This window comes from Acidovorax sp. FW305-C-20-28 (assembly GCF_058783375.1).
Genome location: NZ_JBYSYM010000043.1, coordinates 20,474 through 41,944, shown reverse-complemented (window position 1 = coordinate 41,944; position 21,471 = coordinate 20,474). Strand labels below are relative to the sequence as shown.

Genomic DNA, 21,471 nt, shown 5'->3' with positions numbered 1-21,471 from the left:
GAGGGAGTCGTCAGTATCTACAACGATGCTCTTGAACGCCAGGTTTTACGGGGATGAAATTCAACAGCCTGCTAAGGGTTTCAGGCAGGTTGGCTGGAGCCTGCCCCGGCGGCTGCGGTGCCGGGCGCTTTTTCAGGCAGTTGCTGCAGGGCCAGCAGGGCCTCCGCGTCGGTGCGGTACATGCGCAGGCCGGGCCCATCCTCCAGCAGGCCGGCGCGGCGCAGCACCTGCTCCACGGGCAGTTTCATGCCGCTCACGTGCAGCGTGCCGCCGCGGGCCTGCATGGCGGCCCGCAGGGCGGCGAAGGTTTCCACGCCCGTGATGTCGATGCGGTTGATGGGCAGGGCCATGAGGCACAGCTCCGTGATCTCGGGGTGGGAGACCAGGTGGTCGGTCACGTACCGGTCCAGGGCGCTGGCCGAGCCGAAATCGAGTTCCGCGTCCATGCGCAGCGCCAGCAGCCGGGGCGCCAGCGGGGGCAGGTGCCACAGGTGGCGGTCGCGCAGGCTGCCGTCGGGGTGCAGGCCCACCTCGATGATGCGCGGGTGCAGGCGCTGGTAGAGGAAGTGGCTCAGGTTCATGAGCAGCCCGACGAGCACGCCCCAGTACATGCGCGGCGCGGTGGCCAGGGTGAGCGCAAAGGTCACGCCGGCCATCATCGCCTCGACGCGCGAGATGCGCCACAGGCGCAGCAGGGTGGCGGGCTTGATGAGGCTGGTGACCGCGGTGATCACCACGGCGGCCAGCACCGACTGCGGCACATGGTAGAGCGCCGGGGTCAGCCACAGCAGCACCACCAGCACCAGGGCGATGGCGAAGACCGTCGCCCAGCCGGTGCGTGCGCCCGCATACAGGTTGATGGCCGAGCGCGAGAACGAGGCGCTGGTGGCAAAGCTGCCGCACAGCCCGCTGCTGATCTTGGCCAGGCCCTGGCCGATCAGGTCCTGGTTCTCGTTCCAGCGCTCGCCCGAGCGCTGGCTCTCCACCTTGGCGCTGGAGGCGGTTTCGAGAAAGCTCACCAGCGTGACCACCAGCACCGGCATCACCAGGGCGGAAAACTGTGTCCAGGACAGCAGGCCCGGCCAGTACAGGGAGGGCAGCCCCTCGGGCAGCGTGCCCACCACGTTGCCGCCAGCGTCGGCATAGCCGAGCGCCCAGCTCAGGGCGCCGGCCGCGCCCACGACCACGATGGCGGCCGGAAAGTTCGGGCGCCAGCGCCGGGCCAGCACCAGCAAGGCCAGGCTGCCCAGGCCGAACGCGGCGGCCACCAGGTCGAAATGGCCCAGCGACGGGGTGGACCACAGGGCGCCGAGGTCCGAGCGCAGGCCGGTGAAGGCGCGCAGTTGCGAGGCCAGGATCAGCAGGGCGGCGGCCTGGGTGAAGCCGCTGAGCACGGGCGACGTCACCAGGTTGAGCAGCCAGCCGAAGCGGGCCACGCCCATCACCAGCTGCAGCAGGCCCGAGAGCAGGGCCATCCAGGCGGCCAGGGCCACCCATTGCGCACTGCCCGGCTCGGCCAGCCCGGTGAGCGAGGCGCCGATCAGCAGGCTGGTCAGGGCCGTGGGCCCCACGCCCAGCCGGGTGGATGAACTGAACAGCACGGCCACCAGGGCCGGGATCAGCGAGGCATAGATGCCGGTGACCAGGGGCATGCCCGCGAGGGCTGCATAGGCCACGCCTTGCGGCACCAGCATCAGCCCCACGGTCATACCCGCGGAAAACTCGCCTTTGAGGAGGTGGCGGTCGGGGCGGGGCCAGGCGAGAAAGGGAAACCAGCGGGACAGGGCGAGCAGGGAAGGCATGGGGTGATTGTCGCGCGCCTTGGCGTGCTGCCTTGCGTCCTACAGCCACTTCGGAGCTCTCCGACCTGGTGCACGGGCCTCCTTGCCTAAAGTACCAGGCATGTTCCAACCGCAAGGAGTGATTCCATGAACACCGCACAGCGTTCCACCCACCGCATCGCCAGCGTGCTGGCCGTCAGCGCCCTGGCGCTGGGCCTGGCTGCTTGCAGCAAGACCGAAGACGCCACCGTGGGCCAGCGCCTGGATTCTGCCGTTGACCGCACCGAGCAGGCCGCCACCGACGCCCGCATCAAGGCCGAGGCCGCCATGCAAAGCGCCGGCAACAAGATGGAGCAAGGCTCGCAGACCGCGAAGGAAAAGATCGACGACGCCACCATCACCGCCCAGGTGTCCGCCGGCCTGGCCAAGGACCCCGACCTGAGCGCCATCAAGATCGATGTGGACACCGTCAATGGTTCCGTGACGCTCAATGGCCCGGCCACCACGCCCGCCGCCAAGCAGCGTGCAGAAACCATTGCCAGCGCCGTCAAGGGCGTGACCTCGGTCAACAACCAGCTGACCGTGACCCCGAGCTAAGGCCGGGCCTGTACGGAGCTGTGTCCGCCTGCAGACCCTGGGGTCCACAGGCAGCACGCGCACCGCACCGGGATGGCCTGCGACCGCCGGTTGGCAGCAAAGCAGTGCTGCCGCACCATTGCGAGGACCGGCATTCGCAGGCTGCCCAGCAAGGTGATGCGTGGGACGCAGCCGCCGTGGCCCCGCCCTGGGCCTTTGCCTGCTCCGGTGACCGGGGCCATCGCAAAGGTGCTGCGCCGCACAAGGGTTCGCCTTGGTGCGGCGCGCTACCATTGGCCGCATGCACGATCCTGCTTCCGATATCGCCTCCCGCCTGGTCCACCACGATTACCTCCCGCCCGCGGGCTTTCAGGCCCCGCAGACTCCGGTCTACAAAGCCTCCACCGTGATCTTTCCGAATGTGGCCGCCATGCGCAGCCGCGAGTGGAAGGACAAGAGCGGCTACACCTACGGCCTGCACGGCACGCCCACCACCTTCATCCTCGAAGAGCGCCTGTGTGCGCTTGAAGGGGGCCTTCAGTGCCTGCTGGTTCCGAGCGGCCTGGCCGCCATTGCCAATGTGGCGCTGGCCCTGCTCAAGCCCGGTGACGAGCTGCTGATCCCCGACAACGTCTATGGCCCGAGCAAGGACCTGATCCACGGCGAGTTGCGCCGCTTTGGTATCGGCCATGCGGTCTACGACCCGCTGGACCCGGCCGATCTGGCCGCGCGCATCACACCGGCCACGCGCCTGGTGTGGCTGGAGGCGGCCGGCTCCGTCACCATGGAATTCCCCGACCTGTGCGAGCAGGTGCGTATCTGCCGCGCGCGCGGCGTGACCACGGCGCTCGACAACACCTGGGGCGCCGGCCTGGCGTTCGCGCCCTTCGACCTGCTGGGGGATGGCAGCCTGGGCGTGGACATCTCTGCCCATGCCCTGACCAAGTACCCCAGCGGCGGTGGCGATGTGCTCATGGGCAGCATCGTCACGCGCGACGAGGCCCTGCACATGAAGCTCAAGCTCACCCACATGCGACTGGGCCTGGGCGTCGGCGCCAACGATGCCGAGGCGGTGCTGCGCTCGCTGCCCAGCATCGCCCTGCGCTACCGTGCGCACGACGAGGCGGCGCGCCGCCTTGCGCAGTGGCTGCAGCAGCAGCCGGCGATCGCCCAGGTGCTGCACCCGGCGCTGCCGGAATCGCCAGGCCATGGGCACTGGAAGGCGCTGTGCGGTGCGGCCTATGGCGGCGCGGGCGGCGCAGCGGGCCTGTTCAGCGTGATGGTCGATGCACGCTACAGCCAGACGCAGGTCGATGCCTTCTGCGATGGCCTGCGCCTGTTCAAGCTGGGCTACAGCTGGGGTGGGCCCATGAGCCTGGTCGTGCCCTACGACCTGGCGCGCATGCGCGGCCGGCCCACGGCGCACCTCAAGCCCGGTACGCTGGTGCGTTTTTCCATCGGTTTGGAGGCGGTGGAAGATCTGCGCCAGGACTTGCTGCAGTCCCTGCAACGGGCCTTTGCCACCGCTTGAGGGGCGCGGGGGTATGTCGGCAAACAGGGGGCTAGCTGTTACAGTGGACCACCACTTCAGGAAGCAAACACCTTGGCAACACCCAATTACGGATACGAAAAGCGCCAGCGCGAGCTCGCCAAAAAGCAGAAGAAAGAAGACAAGCTGCGGGCCAAGTCCCAGCGCAAGGCGGATGGTTCGCACGACGACCAGCCGGATGCCGGCGACGACAATGCGCAGCAAGCCAGCCAGCCCCCGGGCACGGCCGGCGGCTGAGCAGGCGCCAGTCAGCGCAGCAGCTTCTTCAGCTCGGGCCAGACATTGGCCAGCATTTGCGGGTGCGCCTCTGCGCGCGGATGGATGCGATCGGCCTGGAACAGGCGCGTCGGGTCCGGGCCATCGGCCACGCCCTTGAGGAAGAACGGCACCACGGCTGCCTTTTTCGCCTGGGCCACGGTGGTGAACAGGCCGGCAAAGCGGTTCGCGTAGTCGGTGCCGTAGTTCGGGGGCACCTGCATGCCCACCAGCAGGACCTTGGCCCCGGCCTTTTGCGCTGCGTCGGTCATGGCCGTGAGGTTCTCTTCGGTATTTTTCAGTGGCAGGCCGCGCAGCGCATCGTTGCCGCCGAGCTCGATCACCACCACGGCCGGCTTGTGCTGGGTGAGCAGGGCGGCCAGGCGCGAGCGCCCGCCCGAGGTGGTTTCGCCGCTCACGCTGGCATTGACCACGCGGCGCTCGATCTTTTCTTCCTGCAGGCGCTTTTCCAGCAAGGCCACCCAGCCCGAGCCGCGTGCCAGGCCGTATTCGGCGCTCAGCGAGTCGCCCAGCACCAGGATGGCCGGCGCGGAGGACGCGGGTGCCTGGGCCCAGGCGGCGGGGGCGCAAATCCCTGCCAAACCCAGGATGCCTGCCGAGAAGATAAAGTGGCGCCGATACTGCAGATCTCGAATCAAAGCGAAGAACCTTTCATGTCCGAAACTTCCCCATCGCCCGTGACCCCCATTATTGCCGTCGAGCACGTCTTCAAGTCGGTCACGGATTCGACCGGTACGCTGGACATTCTGCGGGATATCGATTTCCGCCTGGCGCCAAGGGAAACCGCGGCCATCGTGGGGGCCTCGGGCTCGGGCAAGAGCACGCTCTTGTCCATCATCGCCGGCCTGGACACGCCCACGCGCGGCACGGTGCGGCTGGACGGCCATGACCTCTTCGCCATCGACGAGGACGAACGCGCCGCACTGCGCGCCCAGAAGGTCGGCTTCGTATTCCAGAGCTTCCAGCTCATGGGCAACCTCACGGCGCTGGAGAATGTGATGCTGCCGCTGGAGCTGGCCAACCGGCGCGACGCGCGCAAGGCCGCGGCCGACATGCTGGCGCGCGTGGGCCTGGGCCAGCGCCTCGGGCATTACCCCAAGGTGCTCTCGGGCGGCGAGCAGCAGCGCGTGGCCCTGGCGCGTGCCTTCGTCGTGCACCCGGCCGTACTGCTGGCCGACGAGCCCACGGGCAGCCTGGACTTTGCGACCGGCGAGACCATCATGCAGCTGATGTTCGAACTCAACCGCGAGCAGGGCACCACCCTGGTGCTCGTCACGCACGACCGCAGCATTGCCGCGCGCTGCGAGCGGCGCATCACCATCGATGCGGGCCAAGTCAAGGAAGATTGATACGCCCCAGGGCCGCTTTGCGCGGCGCCGGCGGGCAAGCATGGCCGTCCAGCCGATAATCGGGGCATGTCCTCCCCCAAAGTCCTTTTCGGCTTCCATGCCGTGGGCGTGCGCCTGAAGACGGCGCCGCAGTCCATCATCGAGATCTACTACGAAGCCACGCGGCGCGATGCACGCATGCGCCAGTTCCTGGACCGCGCGCGCGAGGCCGGCGCCCGCCTGATCGAGGCCGACAGCGTGCGCATCGCCAAGCTGGCCGGCAGCCATGGCCACCAGGGTGTGGCGGCGCGGGTGGAGCCCGTGGCCCAGGTGACCTCGCTCGATGAGCTGCTGGAGAACCTGGAGGCTGCTGGCATTGAGCAGCCCCTGCTGCTGGTGCTCGACGGCGTGACCGATCCGCACAACCTGGGCGCCTGCCTGCGCGTGGCCGATGGCGCGGGTGCGCACGCCGTCATCGCCCCCAAGGACCATGCCGTGGGCATCAACGCCACCGTGGCCAAAGTCGCCAGCGGCGCGGCCGAGACCATGCCCTACTTCATGGTCACCAACCTGGCGCGCACCCTGGGCGAGCTCAAGGAACGCAACATCTGGTGCATCGGCACCAGCGACGATGCACCCAAGACCATCTACCAGGTGGACCTGAAGGGCCCCGTGGCCCTGGTGCTGGGAGCCGAGGGCGATGGCATGCGCCAGCTCACGCGCAAGACCTGCGATGAGCTGGTCAGCATCCCGATGAAGGGGGCGGTGGAAAGCCTCAACGTTTCGGTGGCCAGCGGCGTCTGCCTCTACGAGGCACTGCGCCAAAGGACTTGAGCGGCGCTGCCATGATGGAGACGGTTCACAACTGGGTGCGCGAGGCGCGCCACATCGCTGTGCTCACCGGCGCTGGCGTCAGCGCCGAATCGGGCGTGCCCACTTTCCGCGATGCGCAGACCGGTTACTGGGCTCAGTTCCGTGCCGAGGACATGGCGACCGAGGCGGGCTTTCGCGCCCATCCCGAGCGCGTGTGGAACTGGTACCAGCACCGGCGCCAGCTGATGGACGGGGTGCAGCCCAATGCCGGGCACCGGGCGTTGGCGCAGTTCCAGGCGGCCCATCCAGGGCGGCTCACGCTCATCACGCAGAACGTGGATGGCCTGCACCAGCGCGCGGGCAGCACCGGTGTGCTGTGCCTGCATGGCGACCTGTTCGCCGACCGCTGGCTCGATGCGCCGCGCGACTGCTGCCAATTGGACGAGGCGGTGGCGGGCAGCCCGCCCACCTGCCGCCACTGCGGCAACCAGGTGCGCCCCGGCGTGGTCTGGTTTGGCGAAATGCTGCCCCTGGCCGTGTTCGAGGCTGCGGAGCGGGCGACGCAGGACTGCGAACTGATGCTGGTGGTCGGCACCGCCGGTGCGGTGTACCCCGCTGCAGGCCTGGCCCACCTGGCCCGATCGGCCGGGGCCCGGGTGGTGGTGCTCAACCCCAACCCGAGTGAACTGGATGGCACTGCCGATGCCGTGCTGCGCGGCACTTCCGCCTCTCTGCTGCCTGGCTTGCTGGCGGGCTGAGATTTAGGGGCGTGCCCCAAAATTGTGCGCTTTGCGCGACAGACTGTCGCAAACCGGACAAGTTGCGAGCCGTGGCGCCGGTAGCCTGCGCCACTTTGCACATTTCCGGGCATTTTTCACACATGAGCCGTCGTCAATTCATCCTGCGCGCCACCCAGATGGCTGCGGCCACCAGCCTGCCCGCCTGGGCGTTCACCGCGAGCGCGGCCGAAGAGGCCCTGTCCGCCAGGCACATCAACCTGGGCTGCTCCATCGCCCTGACAGGCCCCCTGGGCCAGGCCGGCATCGAGCAGGTGGCCGGCATGAAGGCCGCGTTTGCCGAGGTGAACCAGGCCGGCGGCGTGCATGGCCGCGAGATCCGCATGGATGCCAAGGACGATGCCTACGTCGCCAGCCGCACCCTGCAGAACGTGACGCAGATGCTTGAAGCGCAGTCCGTCTTTGCGCTGATCTCGCCCCTGGGCACGGCCAACACGGCCGCCATCCTGCCGCTGATCGAAGGCAAGGGCATCCCCACCGTGGGGCCCATCACCGGCGCGCCTTCGCTGCGCTCGCCCGAGCAGCGCAACGTGTTCTTCGTGCGCCCGAGCTACCGCGAGGAAACCCAGCGCCTGGTCAAGCAGGTGGTGGACATGGGCCTCAAGCGCATCGCCGTGGTCTACCTGGACAACCCCTTCGGCAAGGAAGTGCTCAAGGACATGTCGCGCGCGCTCGACGAGATCAAGGTCGAACGCGCGGGTGAGTTCGCGCTGGCCGTGGACGGCAAGAACGGTGCCGAGCTGGCCGACAAGGTGGCGGCCGAGCGCCCGGGCGCCGTGCTGCTGGCCACCACGGGCACGGCCAACACCGCCTTCGTCATGCCCTTCCGTGCCAAGGCGGCGGGAGTGCCGCTGGCCGGTTTGTCGGTCACGGTGATCTCCTCGGAGCTGCCCAAGCTGGCCGCCGCCACGCGCGGCATGGCCCTGGTGCAGGTGTTCCCCGATGCCAACTCGCAGAAGTCGGTGGTGGTGCGCAAGTTCCAGAGCACCATGAAGGCCACGAACGGCAAGCCCGAGTTCATGAACAGCGGCAGCGCGCTGGAGGGCTGGGTCAATGCCCAGATCATGATCGAAGGCCTGAAGAACGCCGGCAAGGACCTCACGCGTGAGCGGCTGCGCAATGGCCTGGCGGGCATCCGCTCGCTCTCGTTCGGCGACTTCAACGTGGGCTTTGGCGGCAAGGCCCCGTACGTGGGCTCGGACTCGATCTACTTGGCCATCTACGCCGAGAACGCGCGCCGCCTGAGCTAAGGTGCGCCGTCACGGAGCGGCTTTCGCGCCGTCCAGGGCCCTGAGCGCCTGCTGCCGCTGCGACAGCAGGCCGGAGTTGCCGCAGGCGTCCACGAAGTAGCGGTAGTTCCGGTCGCGCGAGAGGAACAGCAGGTAGCGCCCACCCACCTCCATGGGAAAGCGCGCGCTGGTGTTCTCGCTGTACAGCGCCAGGCCGGGCGGCAGGGCTCCCCGCACGGTGCGCAGCACCTTGAGCACATACAGCGTGGCCGTGATGCCGTCCGGGTCTGCCGGGTCCTCGCGCAGCAGCTCTGCCTGGGTGACCTCGGCCACCACCACGCCCGAGGCGGCAGCGGCTTCCTGCGCCACCGCGGGCGCACGCCCGTCCAGGCACAGGGCCAGCGCCGGTGGCGCGGCGGTGCACAGGGGCAACAGGGCGGCGCAGAGCGCCTTCTTGGCGGCGACGCTCATTCGGGCAGGTCCTCCCAGTACGGTTCCAGGTAGTCTTCGAGGAATGCGGTGAAACTGGCCGCAATCGGCTCCGCCCGGCCCGTGCCCTGGTGGTAGAACAGCACCACCGGGTTTTCTCCGTCCTGCACACGCGAGGTGTCCAGGCAGAAGGGTTCGTTGTCGTCCTGGCTGCGCTGGATCACGAGCAGGTGCGCGGGCAGGGGTGAGGGCCAGCCCGTGCGGTAGTGCAGGGTGTCGCCATGGACCGTGCCCAGGCCGCCCAGCGGCCCATGCACCGGGATGGTGGAGATGCTCAGGCTGTCCAGCCCGCCGCCGCCCGTCTTCACAATGAAGTCGCGAAATGAGCCGCTGATGCGCACGCCCAGCGCCTGCTCCAGTTCGGCGATGGCTGCCTGCGAGCTGGCGCCGGCCCATTGCACGCTGTACTCGCCCTCTGACTGCCGGGCCACCTGGTCCACGCGCGCGATCAGTGCATTCAGGCGTTCCTGGTGGCTCATGGCGTGGGGGCGGGGTTCTGGTGGATGAAATCGTCCACGGCGGCCTTGGCCTGCTGCAGCGTGCTGCCGTGTTCCTGCTGGTGGGCGCGCAATGCCGCCAGCTTGCTGCCGGGATCGCGTGCGAGGGCGCGCCAGTCGGCAGGCGCCTGGGCCGCCAGCAGTGCCGCCCGGTGTTCGATGGCGGGCGCGCATTCCCAGCGCGCGGTGATGTCCAGGGCCGGCGCATCGGGTGGGGGGAAGCGGGTGAGCGCGTCCTGCAGCGCCGCGTCGGGCAGCAAGGACAGCACGGTGCGTGGGCGCGCGCGGGAACCATGGCACACCTCGCGCCACTGCGGCTGCGCCTGGCTGAGCGCGCACAGCCACCGGCCCGTGACGGCATCCAGGCCCGCTGCCACCTGGGCCACGTCGGTGCGGACCACCTGGCAAGCCTCTTCGGCGCTGAACCTTTCATCGCGCACCCAGTGGCTGAGGTCGGCCAGGGCCAGCAGCAACTGTGCGCAGGCAAAGTCCGCTAACGAGCGGTAGGCCACTTCGCTTTCATCGCTGTCGTGCGCCACCAGGGCCACGCCGGGCTCCGGCGTGCCGGCCAGCGGGACCAGGCACCAGGCGTCGCCAGAGCCGTTTTCGGCAAAGGGCACGAAACGCAGGCCCTGCTGGAAGGCCGGGTTCAGCCATTCCAGCGCAGTGGTGCGTATGCCCTCGGCATCCAGCCACTCCACCTCGTAGCAGCTGATCAGCGGTGGCGGCGTGCGGCCCAGGCAGCGCTCGCGCCAGGTGCTGGACCAGTCGGGGCCGTACACCGTGGCGTCGTTGGCCACCAGGTGGCGCAACAACGGTGGCAGGGCGATGCCGGTGTGCGCAGACGCCGCTTCGAGGGCCTGCAGCGTGCTCACAGGTACCACCGCCAAGCCTCGAGCATGCCCTGCGCGGTGGCCTCGCTGCCCGCGAAGGCCGCGAGCTCGCGGGCCACTTGCGCGCGGCTTTCGGGCTTGAGCGCAAAGGTCTCGTCCAGCGCGTCGTCGCCCAGGGCCGCCAGCGCATTGGCCACCGTGGCAATGGCGCCCAGGGCGGTGGGCAGGTCGTCGGCAAACCGGCTAGGGTCGTCGTAGTTACCCCCGCCGGCCAGGTCGAACCAGACGCTGCCGTCGTTGCGGTCCAGGATGAAGGGGTTGGCGCCCTCCTGCGCGACCACCAGCCAGTGCGCGGGCCAGCCCGGGATCGGGTTGTCCGGGTTGCGCGACCAGGCGTAGCCGTCCTGCCGAGCCCAGAGCTTGTGCAGCGGCGGCACGTCCACCGGGTTGCCGCCCGCGTTGATGGTCAGGCCCACCGGACCCACCGACGCATGCCAGGTCTCGCCCCAGGGACCCACTTCGCGGTACAGCGCCTCGACGATGGCAGGCAGGGCAAAGGGCCCGGTCCAGTCGCTGGCGGGCTGGGGCTGCAGGCGGCCCCAGGGGGCGAGCAGGGGGCGCAGGCGGTCGAATGGGACCATGGTCACTCCGAATGCACGTCGGTGAAGGCACCGTGGGTGGTGTTGATGTGCACGAGCTGGCTGGCTTCCCAGGGAATGGCATAGCCCAGCGAGCACGTGCTCTGCGCGGCACCCGGGCCTGTGTCGGGGTGCACCTCGATGAAACAGGGCGTCAGATGGCCCCACAGCGTAGCTTCGTTCAGTGCCACGCCGGGCGGCACCACACCGCATTCCGTGAGAAAGTCCACGAGCGCCGGGGTGGCTTCCTGCCGGACCTGCAATGCCTTGGCCTGCAGGCGCGCAAAGGCCTCGGCCTGCGCCGCCGTCGGCCCCTGCCGGGTGCCATGCACGCGCAGGGCAAAGCCTTCGCCCAGGTGGGGAATGCTGATCTCGCCCTCCCAGACCTTGGACTGGCCTTCGGTGGCCAGGGCGCCGAAAGGCGCGGCCTGCAGGCGGCGGGTGAACAGGCCCATGGGGAACTCCGTGCGGGATGGGAATGGGCGCCAATGTAGCCTGACTGGCAGGAGGCGGGGCGCCCGCTTCGGGCAGTACCGGCGGGGGATACCTGCCGTACCCCCGGGGCATACCGCATGCGCCGGTCGGGGAATATATGGCTTGGAGTTTGCTTGGCGCATGTCTAAGATGCTTCAAAAAGGGGGCGGGGCCGGGTGGGCGTGTGAGCGACGGCGACGCTCCTCCACGATGAGGGGCTGTATGGCATCTGATTTCTCCGGGGCCCACTGGGAACAGAACCCGGACGCACTGCTGGTCATCGCGCCGGATGGTACGGTGCTGCACTGGAATCCGGCGGCCGAAGCCACCTTTGGCTACTCCGAAGCCGAGGTCCGGGGACGCAGCCTGGCGCAACTGATCGTGTTGCCCGACCAGGTGCGTGACGAAGAGGCGATCTGCGCGCAGGCCCTGCAGTCCGGGGTGGCGGTGCACGAGTCGGTGCGCCGGCGCAAGGATGGCTCGCTGGTCCATGTGAACGTGTCCACCCGCGCGGTCTTCGGTGCAGAGGGGGCGCTGGCCTATTTCCTGTGCAGCAAGAAGGATGTCACCCAGCTCAAGGTGCTGCGCGACGCCAAGCTGGTCGAGGCCCGTTTCCGCGATCTGCTCGAGTCCACGCCCGACGCCATCGTGATGGTGAATGTGACCGGGCGCATCGTGCTCGTGAACTCGCAGGCCGAGCGCGTGTTCGGCTACCCCCGTGGCCAGTTGCTGGGGCAGGCGGTCGAGGTGCTCCTGCCCCAGCGCTACCGCAACGCCCACCTGGGCCACCGCAGCGGCTTCTTTGTCCAGCCGCGCACGCGCACCATGGGGGCGGGCCTGGAACTCTATGGCATGCGCAGCGATGGCACCGAGTTTCCGGTGGAAATCAGCCTCAGCCCGCTGGAGACGGAAGAGGGCACCATGGTGATGAGCGCCATCCGCGACATCACCGCCCGCAAGAAGGCCGACCAGAAGTTCCGCGACCTGCTCGAATCGGCGCCCGATGCCATGGTCATCGTGGACCGGGACGGGCACATCGTGCTGGTCAACTCCCAGGCGGTGAAGCTGTTCGGTTGGGCGCGCGAGGAGTTGCTGGGCCAGCAGATCGAGCTGCTGGTGCCCACGCGGCACCGCGGCCAGCATCCGCAGCACCGCGGCGGCTTCTTTGCCGAGCCGCGCACGCGCTCCATGGGCGCGGGCCTGGACCTGTACGGGCTGCGCAAGGATGGCACCGAGTTTCCGGTCGAGATCAGCCTGAGTCCGCTGGAAACCGAGGAGGGCCTGTTCGTCTCCAGCGCCATCCGCGACGTGACCGAGCGCAAGCGCTTCGAGCAGGCGCTGCGCGACAAGAACCTGGAGCTGGAAAATGCGGCCCTGGTCAAGGACCGCTTTCTGGCCAGCATGTCGCATGAGCTGCGCACGCCCCTGAACGCCATCATCGGCTTCACGGGCACCCTGCTCATGCGCCTGCCGGGCCCGCTGAACGGGGAGCAGGAGAAACAGCTGCGCATCGTGCAGACCGGTGCACGCCATCTGCTGTCGCTGATCAACGACCTGCTGGACGTGGCCAAGCTCGGCGACGGCAAGCACCTGCTGCAGCTGGAGGCGGTGGATTGCCGAGCGGTGGTGGAGGAAGTGGCCGCCACCCTGGGGCCCGACGCGCAGCGCAAGGGCCTGGCCTTCGTGGTGAGCATGCCCGAGCAGCAGGTGCTGGCGCGCACCGACCGGCGTGCGCTCACCCAGGTGGCCATCAACCTGGTGGGCAATGCCATCAAGTTCACGGGCCAGGGGCGTGTGCTGGTGCAGCTCGATGCGCCCGACCCGGCCCATCCGCGGCTGAGCCTGCGCGTGCAGGATTCGGGGCCTGGCATCCCCCTGGCCGACCAGGCGCGGCTGTTCGAGCCCTTCTCCCGCGTGGAGGGGGCCGGCCGGCGCCAGGAGGGCTCGGGCCTGGGCCTGCACCTGAGCCGCAAGCTCGCCCAGGCCCTGGGCGGCGACATCACCCTGCACAGCCAGCCAGGCGAGGGCAGCACCTTCATTCTTGATCTGCCTGGAGCCTAGCATGGCGCTTGCCCGCATTCTGGTCATCGAAGACGACGAAGCCAGCCGCATGCTGCTGACCTACCTGCTGGAGGCCGATGGCTACCAAGTGTACAGCGCGCCCGATGGCCGCGAGGGGCTGCGCGCGGCGCTCGAGCACGGGCCCGACCTGGTCCTGTCGGACCTGCAGATGCCGGTCATGGACGGCTACGAGGTGGCCCGGCGCCTGCATGCCGACCCTGGCTGGCGCAGGGCGCCCCTGGTGGCCGTGACCGCCTTTTCCATGCCCGGCGACCGGGAGAAGGCGCTGGAGGTCGGCTTCCAGGACCACATTTCCAAGCCCATCGACCCGGAGCGCTTCGTGCGCCAGGTCGAGGCCTATCTGGCGCCGGCGTTGCGGGCTTCCCCGCCGCGGTGACGATGCAGGGAGGGCGGCAGCCATGGCAAAGATCCTCATCGTGGACGACCAGGCCCCCAACCGGGCCCTGATCGTCACGCTCGCCCACCACGCAGGGCATGAGGCCCTGGAAGCGGTGGACGGGGCCGATGCATTGCAACTGGTGCGCGCCGAGCGGCCTGCGCTGGTGATCTCGGACATCCTCATGCCGACCATGGATGGCTACGAGTTCGTGCGCCAGTTGCGCGCCGATCCTGCACTGGCGGCCACGCGCGTCATCTTCTACAGTGCCCACTACCAGGGTGAAGAGGCTCGCAGCCTGGCGCTGGCGGGCGGTGTGTCCGAGGTGCTGGCCAAGCCCTGCGAGCCGCAGGACATCCTGCGCGCCATCGAGCGCACGCTGGCGCAGGCGGCCCAGGCCTCGCGGGACGGCAACCTGGCGTCGGAACAGGTTTTTCGCACCCAGCACCTGCGCCTGGTGACCGACAAGCTGCGTGGCAACGTGGTGGAGCTGGAGGCCACTAACCGCCGGTTGGCGGCGCTCACCGAGCTCAACTTGCAGCTGGCCTCCGAGCGCGACCCGGTGGTGCTGCTCAACAAGGTCTGTGCGGGCGCGCGCGAACTCATTGGCGCGCAGTACGCCGTGCTCTGCGCGGTGCGCAAGCCGGGCGAGGCCTCGCTGGTGTGCACCAGCGGCATCGATCCGGGGCTGGCGCGGTCCCTGCCAGCGCCCGATGCCTCGTCGGGCCTGCTCGGGCGGCTGCAGCTGGAGCGCCGTTCGCAGCGCCTGCTCAACCCGGGCGGAGATCCCACCCTGGCCGGCCTGCCGCCCGGCTACCCTCCGCTGTACTGCGCGCTGGAGGCACCCGTCGCCTCGCTGGCCTCCTCGTACGGCTGGATCTGCCTGGCCAACAAGCAGGGGGCCGAGCACTTCAGCGCCGAGGACGAGCGCATCCTGTCCATCCTTGCGGCCCAGGTCGGCCGCATCTACGAGAACGGCAGCCTCTACCTGGAGGTGCAGCGCCATGCCGAGCAACTGCACATCGAGGTGATCGAGCGGCGCCGCGCGCTGGAGGAGCTGCGTGCCAGCGAGGCCGGGCTGCACCGCGCCCAGTTGCTGGCCAAGATCACCCACGTCATCAGCGGCCCGGGCGGGCGCTTCGAGAGCTGGCCGGCCACGCTGGCGCAGATGCTGCGGCGCGAGCCGGACGCCATGCCGGCATCGGCCCGGGAATGGATCACCATGGTGTATGCCGACGACCGCACACTGGTGCGCGGCATGGCCTTGAAGGCGGTGCGCGAAGGTGTGCGCATGGATTTCACCTACCGCCTGTGGCGCGCCGACGGGGCGCTGCTGCACCTGCGCCAGGTGATGGAGCCGCTGCACGAAGAAGGTGCTGCCACTGAGGAGCTGCGCTGGTTCAACACCATCCAGGATGTCACGGCGCAAAAGCGTGCCGAGGAAGCGCTGCGCGAGAGCGACCGGCGCTTCAACGAGCTGCTCGACAAGGTCGAGATGGCGTCGCTGATGCTCGACCGCAATGGCTGCATCACCTATTGCAACGACTGCCTGCTGCGCCTGTCGGGCTGGGAGCGCGGCGAGATCTTCGGGCGCAACTGGTTCGAGCTGTTCCTGCCGCCGGGCATGGATGGCATGCAGCGGGTGTTCGAAGACATGCTGGCCGACCGGCCGGCCATCTGGCATTTCGAGCAGGAGATCCTCACGCGGGCGGGCGGGCGCCGGCTGGTCTACTGGAACAACACCGTGCTGCGCTCCGTCGATGGCGAAGCCATGGGCATCGCCTGCCTGGGCGAAGACATCACCGAGCGGCGCGAGGCCGAGCACAAGATCAAGCGCCTGAACCGCGTCTATGCGGTGCTCAGCGGCATCAGCACGCTGCTGGTGCGCATGCGCAGCCGCCAGGAGCTGTTTGCCCAGTCCTGCGACATCGCGGTGCGGCATGGGCAGTTCCGCATGGCCTGGATCGGGCGCGTGGACCGCGTGGCGCAACAGGTGATTCCGATGGCGATCTCCGGTTCGGATCCGGACTTCTTCGATGACATCGCCGGGCGCCTGTCGTACGCCGACGAGCCCTCGGGCATGTACAGCCTGACGGCCACGGTCGTGCGCGAAAAGCGCGCGCTGGTCTGCGACCGGGTCGAAGGCGACCCGCGGGTGCTGCTGCCGGCCAAGCTGCTGGCGCGCTCGGTGGCCTCGATGGCGGTGCTGCCCTTGATGGTGGCGCAGGAAGTGGTGGGCGTGATGGCGCTGTTCTCCGACGAGGCCAGCTTCTTCGATGCCACCGAGATGAAGCTGCTGGGTGAGCTCGCGGGCGACATCAGCTTCGCGCTCGACCACCTCGAGAAGGCCGACCGCCTGAACTACCTGGCCTACTACGACGACATCACCACCTTGCCCAACCGCACGCTGTTCCTGGACCGGGTGAACCAGCACATGCGTGCGCGCGAAGGCCACAGGCCGCAAGCCGCGCCCTTCCTGGGGGTGGCGCTGATCGACGTGAACCGGTTTCGCATCGTCAACGACACGCTGGGGCGGTCCCTCGGGGACGAGCTGCTCAAGCTGGTGGCGCAGCGCCTGCAGCTGCATGCCTCCGCGATGGACATGCTGGCGCGCATCGGCGTCAACAGCTTTGGCGTGGCCGTGTGCGAGGCGCGCGATGCGAGCGCCGTGGCGATGGCCGTGGACCACCTCATGCGGGCCTGTTTCGACGAGCCCTTCCAGCTGGGCCAGCAGGAGCTGCGCATCACGGCCAAGGCCGGGGTCGCCCTGTTCCCCATGGATGGCGGCGATGCCGAGGGGCTGCTGCGCAATGCCGAGGCGGCCCTCAAGAAGGCCAAGGCCTCGGCCGACGCGCTGATGTTCTACACCTCGGAGATGAACCTGCGCGTGGCCGAGGCGCTGAGCCTGGAGAACCAGCTGCGTGAAGCGCTGGAGCGCGGCGAGTTCGTGCTGCACTACCAGCCCAAGCTGCACCTTGCCAGCGGCCAGGTGACCGGCGCCGAGGCCCTGATCCGCTGGAACGATCCGCGCCGCGGCCTGGTGCCCCCCGGGCAGTTCATTCCCATCCTCGAGGAGACCGGCCTGATCTACGAGGTGGGCCGCTGGGCCCTGGGCCAGGCCCTGGCCGACAACCTGCGCTGGCGGGCCGCCGGCCTGGCGCCGATCCGGGTGGCGGTGAATGTCTCCTTCCTGCAGCTGCGCCACCGGGCTTTCATCGAGCAGGTGCGCTCGGCCGTGGCGCACGACCCGCAGGCCGCGGCCGGGCTCGAACTGGAGATCACCGAGAGCATGGTGATGGACGACGTGGAGCACAGCACCCAGAGCCTGCATGCGGTCCGCGAGATGGGCATCACCGTGGCCATGGACGACTTTGGCACGGGCTTCTCTTCGCTGAGCTACCTGGCCCGGCTGCCGCTCGATACGCTCAAGATCGACCGCTCCTTCATCCTGCACCTCGCTGCAGGGCCCAAGAGCAGTGCGCTGGTGTCCACCATCATCAACCTGGGCCACTCGCTGGGGCTCAAGGTGGTGGCCGAAGGGGTGGAGACCGAGGAGCAGTCCGCCCTGCTGGCCTTGCTCGGCTGCGACGAGATCCAGGGCTTTTTCTACAGCCGGCCCGTGCCCGCCGATCTGTTCGGGCAGCAATTCCTGCGCAGCCTGCAGCCCGACGCGCCTGCCCTATGATTCGGGGTTTTGCATTGGCATCCCCGGCCCATGGGCGAAGAACACGACGACCACCACCGACCACCCCCGGCAGACGCGCAGACGCGGCGCGTGCTGCGCACCAGCACCATGGGCATCCTCGCCTTCTGGCTGGTAGTCATGGGGGTGCTGTATTTCGGCATGAAGACCTTCATGGCGCCGCGCGGCGCCACGGTCACCTCCACCGGCTCGCTGGTGATCCCGCGCCACAGCGATGGCCACTTCCGCGTGGCGGGCACGGTCAACGGCGTGCCGGTGAACTTCATGGTGGACACCGGCGCCAGCCTGATCGCCGTGACCGATGCCGTGGCCAGGAAGGCCGGCCTTGCAGAGGGCGTGCCGGCCACCTTCCGCACCGCGAATGGCGAGCGCCAGGGGCGGGTATCGCCCTCCCAATCGGTCACCGTGCGCAACCTCGAAGTCGCTGGGCTGCGCGTGGGCACGGGTTACACCGGCGAGAGCGACGACGATGCGCTGCTGGGCCAGAACTTCCTGCGCCAGTTCGACGTGGAGATCAAGCGCGACTCCATGGTGCTCAACCCGCGCGGCGGTTGAGCCGCCGCGCCGGAGGGATGGGCCTCAGCCCTGCTTTTGCACCGACTTGATGATGCTGGAGAAATCCAGCGCGCCATGGCCTGCCAGGCTGTGTGCCGCGTACAGGTTGCGCGCCAGGCCACCGAGCGGGGTGGCGGCCTTCACGGCAGCGGCATTCTCCTGTGCCAGGCCCAGGTCCTTGAGCATCAGGTCGGTGCCGAAGCCGCCGGTGTAGCCCTTGCTCGCCGGCGCGGTCTCCATCACGCCGGGCATGGGGTTGTACTTCTCCAGCGCCCAGTTGCCACCTGAGCTGCGGCGCATGATCTCCGACAGCACCTTGGGGTCCAGGCCGTTGGCCACACCCAGGGCAATCGCCTCGCTGGTGCCGGCCATCAGAATGCCCAGCAGCATGTTGTTGCAGATCTTGGCCGTCTGGCCCGCACCCACGTCGCCCGCGTGGAAGATGTTGGCGCCCATCTTCTCGAGCACCGGGCGCGCGCGCTCCAGGTCGGCCGTCTCGCCACCGACCATGAAGGTCAGCGTGCCGGCAATGGCGCCGCCCGTGCCGCCCGAGACGGGCGCGTCGATGAAGGCCACACCCCGGGCCTTGGCGGCCTCGGCCACCTTGCGCGAGGTGGCGGCGGCGATGGTGGAGCAGTCGATCACCAGCGTGCCGGCGGGCAGTTTTGCCAGCAGCTCGCCCGCGCCCAGGAACAGGCTGTCCACATGCTGGCTGGCGGGCAGCATGCTGATGACGACCTCGGCGTCCTGCACGGCGGCATGGGCGTCGGCTGCGATGGCCACGCCATCGGCCGCGAGCTTGTCGCGCGCGGGCTGCGACAGGTCGAACGCGCGCACTTCGTGGCCCGCCTTGTGCAGGTTCACGGCCATGGGGCCGCCCATGTTGCCGAGGCCGATGAATGCGATCTTCATGGTGCTATCTCCTTGGGTATCGTTGTGATGTTGGTGATGGAAAAAATTCAGTCGGCGGCGATGCTTGCGCCCCGGCCGGCGAGTTCCTCGCGCAGCACGGAGCGGTGGCAGCGCGCCTCGTTCTCGCAGTAGCAGCCGAGCGACATGGCGCCGTGGTGCGACAGGGTGGCCAAGAGGTCCAGCGTGCGGCTGGCCTCGGGCTGGGCCAGCTCCTTGCGGAACAGTTTGGTGAACAGTTGCCATTCCTTGTCGCCCTGCGCCTGCTGGCCCTGGGCCATGAGTTCGGCGCTGGGCGAGAGCAGGGGGTACCACACGTCGTACCAGTTCTGGCTGGCGAACTCGGCCTTGGGCACGCCGCGCGGCGGTCGGCGCACGGTGCCGATGCGGGTGCCTTCATCAGGGGCGCGCGGGGAGCCCAGGCGGACGATGCGAAGTGCCATGGTGGTCTGTTCCTGTCAGGGTCAGTCGTCGTCGGCCTCGAAGATGCTGTGGCGCTTGGCTGCGGGCTTCTTCTTCGGAGCGGGGCTTTTCTTGTCCGTTGTCTTGGCCGCAGCAGGCTTGCGTTTGGGCGTTGCCTTGGCCAGTGGGTTGTAGGCCAGGGCTTCCCGCACCCAGAAGTTCCACTGTGCGTGCGTGGCATAGCCATTGGGCTCGATCCAGAAGTAGCCCTTCATGCCGCCGCCTGGCGAGAGCTCGCGCGTGTTCTGCATTTCCTGGAACTCTTGGTGCCGCTCGGGCGGCAGGCGCACCAGCAGGTCCTCGTTCTTCACGGCGATGCAGACCTTGCCATCGACGAAGAAGGCGTGGCTGCCGAACAGCGTGCGTTCCTCCACATCGCTGCGCGCCTCCAGGGCCGTGCGCACGGCATCGATCAGGTGCAGGGTTTCGTCGGAAAGCGGGCGTGCGGGCATGGGGGTGGCCGGTTCAGCGGATCACGTCCGGGGCGTCGCCATCGAGCATGCGCCGCGCGATGATCACGCGCATGATCTCGTTCGTGCCCTCCAGGATCTGGTGCACGCGCGCATCGCGCAGCAGGCGCTCCAGCGGGTACTCGCGGATATAGCCGTAGCCGCCATGCAGTTGCAGCGCCTCGTTGCAGACCGTGAAGCCGGCATCGGTGGCAAAGCGCTTGGCCATGGCGCAGTAGGTGCTGGCATTCGCATCGCCCGCGTCGAGCTTGCTGGCCGCCAGGCGCACCATCTGGCGCGCGGCCACCAGTTCGGTGGCCATGTCGGCCAGCTTGAACTGCAGCGCCTGGAAGCTGGCGATGGGCTTGCCGAACTGCTTTCTGTCCTGCATGTACTGCTGGGCCTGCGCGAGCGCGCCCTGGGCCGCGCCCACCGAGCAGGTGGCGATGTTGATGCGCCCGCCGTCCAGGCCCTTCATGGCGATCTTGAAGCCCTCGCCCTCGCGGCCGAGCAAATGGTCGGCCGGGATGCGCACGTTGTCGAAGCTGATGGTGCGCGTGGGCTGGCTGTTCCAGCCCATCTTTTCTTCCTTCTTGCCGTAGCTGATGCCGGGCGCGTCTGCCGGCACGGCAAAGGCCGAGATGCCGCCCGCGCCCGAAGCCGCATCGCCCGTGCGCGCCATGAGCACCAGCACGTCGGTGGATCCCGCGCCCGAGATGAAAGCCTTGGCGCCATTGATCACGTACTCGGTGCCCACCAGTTCAGCCCGGGTCTTGAGCGAGGCGGCGTCCGAACCCGCGCCGGGCTCGGTCAGGCAGTAGGAGGCCAGCTTCTCGCCCGTGGTCAGCAGCGGGCCCCAGTGGTCGCGCACGGCCGGCGTGGCCCAGGTGCCCAGCATCCAGGTCGCCATGTTGTGGATGGTGATGAAGGCCGTGGTGGACGGGTCCACGGCCGCCATTTCCTCGAAGACCAGCGTGGCGTCGAGCCGGGGCAGGGCCAGGCCGCCCGCGGCCTCGGGCGCGTACAGGCCGCAGAAACCCAACTCGCCGGCCTTGGCAATGGCCTCCTTGGGGAAGATGCCCTCGGCATCCCAGTGCGCGGCATGCGGCGCGAACTCGGCCTGGGCAAAGTCGCGGGCCGTCTGGGCAAAGGCGCGTTGTTCTTCGGTGAGCTCAAAGTCCATGGTGTCTCGTCGTTCTTGTGGTGTTCATCGGCTTTGCATCCACTATTTGGCCGGGCTGTCCATGGAGAGCCAGCGCATCAATCCTCTGCGGCGCTCCTGCGTCTCGCGGGTCAGGCACTCGTGGTACAGGCGCGGCCCATCGGGCTGCTGCTCGGCGGCACGGGTGGCCTGCTTGCACTGGGTGGCGCGTGCGCGCATCCAGGCCGTGTGCTCCTGGCGCAACTGCGGGCGCTCGTGCGCCGACAGCGCACGCATCACATCGGCATACAGCACGGCAATGGTGGTATCGGCGGCCTGGAAGTCCTGCACCGCACAGGCATTGGTCTCCGCCACCGTGCCGCCCGGGCGGCATGCGGCACCGGCCTGGGCCAAGGTGGTTGGGGAAGCCATGAGCAAGGGCAGGGTGCAGGCGGCAGCGCGCAGCAGGGAAGTGAAATCACGGTGCATGCACTGATTTCACCATGCCCTGCTG

Annotated in this window: 23 protein-coding genes; 11 read left to right on the top strand and 12 right to left on the bottom strand. The window is 68.7% G+C overall.

Annotated elements, in window-relative coordinates:
* Nucleotides 1-80: 80 nt before the first annotated feature.
* On the bottom strand, nt 81-1,802 hold the full coding sequence (locus AC3WOH_RS31305) for a SulP family inorganic anion transporter (RefSeq protein WP_492233208.1): 1,722 nt from the start codon (nt 1,800-1,802) through the stop codon (nt 81-83).
* Nucleotides 1,803-1,928: 126 nt separating this feature from the next.
* Here AC3WOH_RS31305 and AC3WOH_RS31300 point away from each other — a divergent pair, with 126 nt between their 5' ends.
* From AC3WOH_RS31300 to AC3WOH_RS31290, 3 genes are all read left to right on the top strand, one after another.
* Nucleotides 1,929-2,378, top strand: a complete 450-nt coding sequence (locus AC3WOH_RS31300) for a BON domain-containing protein (RefSeq protein WP_492233207.1) — start codon at nt 1,929-1,931, stop codon at nt 2,376-2,378.
* A 280-nt stretch (nt 2,379-2,658) separates the two neighbouring features.
* Complete coding sequence (locus AC3WOH_RS31295; RefSeq protein ID WP_492233206.1) at nt 2,659-3,888, top strand: PLP-dependent transferase; 1,230 nt, start codon at nt 2,659-2,661, stop codon at nt 3,886-3,888.
* Between the two features lie 72 nt (nt 3,889-3,960).
* Entirely contained in the window at nt 3,961-4,143 is a 183-nt protein-coding gene (locus tag AC3WOH_RS31290; RefSeq protein ID WP_492233205.1) for a hypothetical protein, read from the top strand.
* An 11-nt stretch (nt 4,144-4,154) separates the two neighbouring features.
* On the opposite strand, the gene AC3WOH_RS31285 is transcribed toward AC3WOH_RS31290, so the two are convergent.
* Nucleotides 4,155-4,820, bottom strand: coding sequence for an arylesterase (locus AC3WOH_RS31285; protein WP_492233204.1), 666 nt, complete (start codon nt 4,818-4,820; stop codon nt 4,155-4,157).
* A 15-nt stretch (nt 4,821-4,835) separates the two neighbouring features.
* Here AC3WOH_RS31285 and AC3WOH_RS31280 point away from each other — a divergent pair, with 15 nt between their 5' ends.
* The 4 genes from AC3WOH_RS31280 (at nt 4,836) to AC3WOH_RS31265 (ending at nt 8,370) form a co-directional block, all read left to right on the top strand.
* Nucleotides 4,836-5,531: an ABC transporter ATP-binding protein gene (locus AC3WOH_RS31280; protein WP_184863662.1), complete on the top strand. Its 696-nt coding sequence runs from the start codon at nt 4,836-4,838 to the stop codon at nt 5,529-5,531.
* Nucleotides 5,532-5,597: 66 nt separating this feature from the next.
* Nucleotides 5,598-6,344, top strand: coding sequence for a 23S rRNA (guanosine(2251)-2'-O)-methyltransferase RlmB (gene rlmB, locus AC3WOH_RS31275; RefSeq protein ID WP_492233203.1), 747 nt, complete (start codon nt 5,598-5,600; stop codon nt 6,342-6,344).
* Between the two features lie 11 nt (nt 6,345-6,355).
* Nucleotides 6,356-7,081, top strand: coding sequence for an SIR2 family NAD-dependent protein deacylase (locus tag AC3WOH_RS31270; protein WP_492233202.1), 726 nt, complete (start codon nt 6,356-6,358; stop codon nt 7,079-7,081).
* Between the two features lie 122 nt (nt 7,082-7,203).
* Complete coding sequence (locus AC3WOH_RS31265; RefSeq protein WP_184863656.1) at nt 7,204-8,370, top strand: ABC transporter substrate-binding protein; 1,167 nt, start codon at nt 7,204-7,206, stop codon at nt 8,368-8,370.
* A gap of 9 nt (nt 8,371-8,379) precedes the next feature.
* Here AC3WOH_RS31265 and AC3WOH_RS31260 read toward each other — a convergent pair whose 3' ends face one another.
* From AC3WOH_RS31260 to AC3WOH_RS31240, 5 genes are read right to left on the bottom strand one after another with little or no spacing between them, the layout of a single operon-like run.
* Nucleotides 8,380-8,820 (bottom strand): hypothetical protein, encoded by a 441-nt coding sequence (locus tag AC3WOH_RS31260; protein WP_492233201.1) that lies wholly within the window; start codon nt 8,818-8,820, stop codon nt 8,380-8,382.
* On the bottom strand, nt 8,817-9,317 hold the full coding sequence (locus AC3WOH_RS31255; RefSeq protein ID WP_492233200.1) for an SMI1/KNR4 family protein: 501 nt from the start codon (nt 9,315-9,317) through the stop codon (nt 8,817-8,819). Before AC3WOH_RS31255 ends, AC3WOH_RS31260 begins: the two co-directional genes overlap by 4 nt.
* On the bottom strand, nt 9,314-10,210 hold the full coding sequence (locus AC3WOH_RS31250) for an SMI1/KNR4 family protein (protein ID WP_492233199.1): 897 nt from the start codon (nt 10,208-10,210) through the stop codon (nt 9,314-9,316). Before AC3WOH_RS31250 ends, AC3WOH_RS31255 begins: the two co-directional genes overlap by 4 nt.
* Nucleotides 10,207-10,809, bottom strand: coding sequence for a hypothetical protein (locus tag AC3WOH_RS31245; RefSeq protein ID WP_492233198.1), 603 nt, complete (start codon nt 10,807-10,809; stop codon nt 10,207-10,209). The genes AC3WOH_RS31250 and AC3WOH_RS31245 overlap by 4 nt, the downstream gene beginning before the upstream one ends.
* 2 nt (nt 10,810-10,811) lie before the next feature.
* The gene (locus AC3WOH_RS31240; protein ID WP_492233197.1) at nt 10,812-11,261 is read right to left on the bottom strand and encodes a hypothetical protein; all 450 of its coding nucleotides are present in this window, start codon (nt 11,259-11,261) and stop codon (nt 10,812-10,814) included.
* A gap of 241 nt (nt 11,262-11,502) precedes the next feature.
* On the opposite strand from AC3WOH_RS31240, the gene AC3WOH_RS31235 reads away from it, so the two are divergent.
* From AC3WOH_RS31235 to AC3WOH_RS31220, 4 genes are read left to right on the top strand one after another with little or no spacing between them, the layout of a single operon-like run.
* Complete coding sequence (locus tag AC3WOH_RS31235; RefSeq protein ID WP_492233196.1) at nt 11,503-13,341, top strand: PAS domain S-box protein; 1,839 nt, start codon at nt 11,503-11,505, stop codon at nt 13,339-13,341.
* Between the two features lies 1 nt (nt 13,342).
* Complete coding sequence (locus AC3WOH_RS31230) at nt 13,343-13,738, top strand: response regulator (RefSeq protein WP_492233195.1); 396 nt, start codon at nt 13,343-13,345, stop codon at nt 13,736-13,738.
* 22 nt (nt 13,739-13,760) lie between these two features.
* Nucleotides 13,761-17,423 carry an EAL domain-containing protein gene (locus tag AC3WOH_RS31225; RefSeq protein WP_492233194.1) on the top strand — a complete coding sequence of 1,221 codons (3,663 nt, stop codon included), beginning with the start codon at nt 13,761-13,763 and terminating at the stop codon, nt 17,421-17,423.
* A gap of 30 nt (nt 17,424-17,453) precedes the next feature.
* Nucleotides 17,454-17,996: a retropepsin-like aspartic protease family protein gene (locus AC3WOH_RS31220; protein ID WP_492233193.1), complete on the top strand. Its 543-nt coding sequence runs from the start codon at nt 17,454-17,456 to the stop codon at nt 17,994-17,996.
* A 24-nt stretch (nt 17,997-18,020) separates the two neighbouring features.
* Here the strand turns inward: AC3WOH_RS31220 and mmsB are convergent, their stop codons facing one another.
* The 5 genes from mmsB to AC3WOH_RS31195 are packed head-to-tail and all read right to left on the bottom strand — an operon-like array spanning nt 18,021 to nt 21,446.
* The gene (gene mmsB, locus AC3WOH_RS31215) at nt 18,021-18,959 is read right to left on the bottom strand and encodes a 3-hydroxyisobutyrate dehydrogenase (protein ID WP_492233210.1); all 939 of its coding nucleotides are present in this window, start codon (nt 18,957-18,959) and stop codon (nt 18,021-18,023) included.
* Nucleotides 18,956-19,348 (bottom strand): DUF488 domain-containing protein, encoded by a 393-nt coding sequence (locus AC3WOH_RS31210; protein ID WP_492233192.1) that lies wholly within the window; start codon nt 19,346-19,348, stop codon nt 18,956-18,958. Before AC3WOH_RS31210 ends, mmsB begins: the two co-directional genes overlap by 4 nt.
* A 21-nt stretch (nt 19,349-19,369) precedes the next feature.
* Complete coding sequence (locus tag AC3WOH_RS31205) at nt 19,370-19,819, bottom strand: TfoX/Sxy family protein (RefSeq protein WP_492233191.1); 450 nt, start codon at nt 19,817-19,819, stop codon at nt 19,370-19,372.
* Between the two features lie 13 nt (nt 19,820-19,832).
* The gene (locus AC3WOH_RS31200) at nt 19,833-20,999 is read right to left on the bottom strand and encodes an acyl-CoA dehydrogenase family protein (protein ID WP_492233190.1); all 1,167 of its coding nucleotides are present in this window, start codon (nt 20,997-20,999) and stop codon (nt 19,833-19,835) included.
* Nucleotides 21,000-21,041: 42 nt separating this feature from the next.
* Nucleotides 21,042-21,446: a lysozyme inhibitor LprI family protein gene (locus AC3WOH_RS31195; RefSeq protein WP_492233189.1), complete on the bottom strand. Its 405-nt coding sequence runs from the start codon at nt 21,444-21,446 to the stop codon at nt 21,042-21,044.
* Nucleotides 21,447-21,471: the final 25 nt, after the last annotated feature.

Excerpts from the sequence above, each read along its gene's own strand:
- AC3WOH_RS31240 (WP_492233197.1), bottom strand. The coding sequence starts at position 11,261 with ATGGGCCTGTTCACCCGCCGCCTGCAGGCCGCGCCTTTCGGCGCCCTG.
- AC3WOH_RS31295 (WP_492233206.1), top strand. The coding sequence starts at position 2,659 with ATGCACGATCCTGCTTCCGATATCGCCTCCCGCCTGGTCCACCACGAT.
- rlmB (WP_492233203.1), top strand. The coding sequence starts at position 5,598 with ATGTCCTCCCCCAAAGTCCTTTTCGGCTTCCATGCCGTGGGCGTGCGC.
- AC3WOH_RS31255 (WP_492233200.1), bottom strand. The coding sequence starts at position 9,317 with ATGAGCCACCAGGAACGCCTGAATGCACTGATCGCGCGCGTGGACCAG.
- AC3WOH_RS31280 (WP_184863662.1), top strand. The coding sequence starts at position 4,836 with ATGTCCGAAACTTCCCCATCGCCCGTGACCCCCATTATTGCCGTCGAG.
- AC3WOH_RS31300 (WP_492233207.1), top strand. The coding sequence starts at position 1,929 with ATGAACACCGCACAGCGTTCCACCCACCGCATCGCCAGCGTGCTGGCC.
- AC3WOH_RS31265 (WP_184863656.1), top strand. The coding sequence starts at position 7,204 with ATGAGCCGTCGTCAATTCATCCTGCGCGCCACCCAGATGGCTGCGGCC.
- AC3WOH_RS31195 (WP_492233189.1), bottom strand. The coding sequence starts at position 21,446 with ATGCACCGTGATTTCACTTCCCTGCTGCGCGCTGCCGCCTGCACCCTG.
- AC3WOH_RS31260 (WP_492233201.1), bottom strand. The coding sequence starts at position 8,820 with ATGAGCGTCGCCGCCAAGAAGGCGCTCTGCGCCGCCCTGTTGCCCCTG.
- AC3WOH_RS31305 (WP_492233208.1), bottom strand. The coding sequence starts at position 1,802 with ATGCCTTCCCTGCTCGCCCTGTCCCGCTGGTTTCCCTTTCTCGCCTGG.
- AC3WOH_RS31200 (WP_492233190.1), bottom strand. The coding sequence starts at position 20,999 with ATGGACTTTGAGCTCACCGAAGAACAACGCGCCTTTGCCCAGACGGCC.
- AC3WOH_RS31225 (WP_492233194.1), top strand. The coding sequence starts at position 13,761 with ATGGCAAAGATCCTCATCGTGGACGACCAGGCCCCCAACCGGGCCCTG.
- AC3WOH_RS31210 (WP_492233192.1), bottom strand. The coding sequence starts at position 19,348 with ATGGCACTTCGCATCGTCCGCCTGGGCTCCCCGCGCGCCCCTGATGAA.
- AC3WOH_RS31205 (WP_492233191.1), bottom strand. The coding sequence starts at position 19,819 with ATGCCCGCACGCCCGCTTTCCGACGAAACCCTGCACCTGATCGATGCC.
- AC3WOH_RS31230 (WP_492233195.1), top strand. The coding sequence starts at position 13,343 with ATGGCGCTTGCCCGCATTCTGGTCATCGAAGACGACGAAGCCAGCCGC.
- AC3WOH_RS31235 (WP_492233196.1), top strand. The coding sequence starts at position 11,503 with ATGGCATCTGATTTCTCCGGGGCCCACTGGGAACAGAACCCGGACGCA.
- AC3WOH_RS31220 (WP_492233193.1), top strand. The coding sequence starts at position 17,454 with ATGGGCGAAGAACACGACGACCACCACCGACCACCCCCGGCAGACGCG.
- AC3WOH_RS31245 (WP_492233198.1), bottom strand. The coding sequence starts at position 10,809 with ATGGTCCCATTCGACCGCCTGCGCCCCCTGCTCGCCCCCTGGGGCCGC.
- AC3WOH_RS31270 (WP_492233202.1), top strand. The coding sequence starts at position 6,356 with ATGATGGAGACGGTTCACAACTGGGTGCGCGAGGCGCGCCACATCGCT.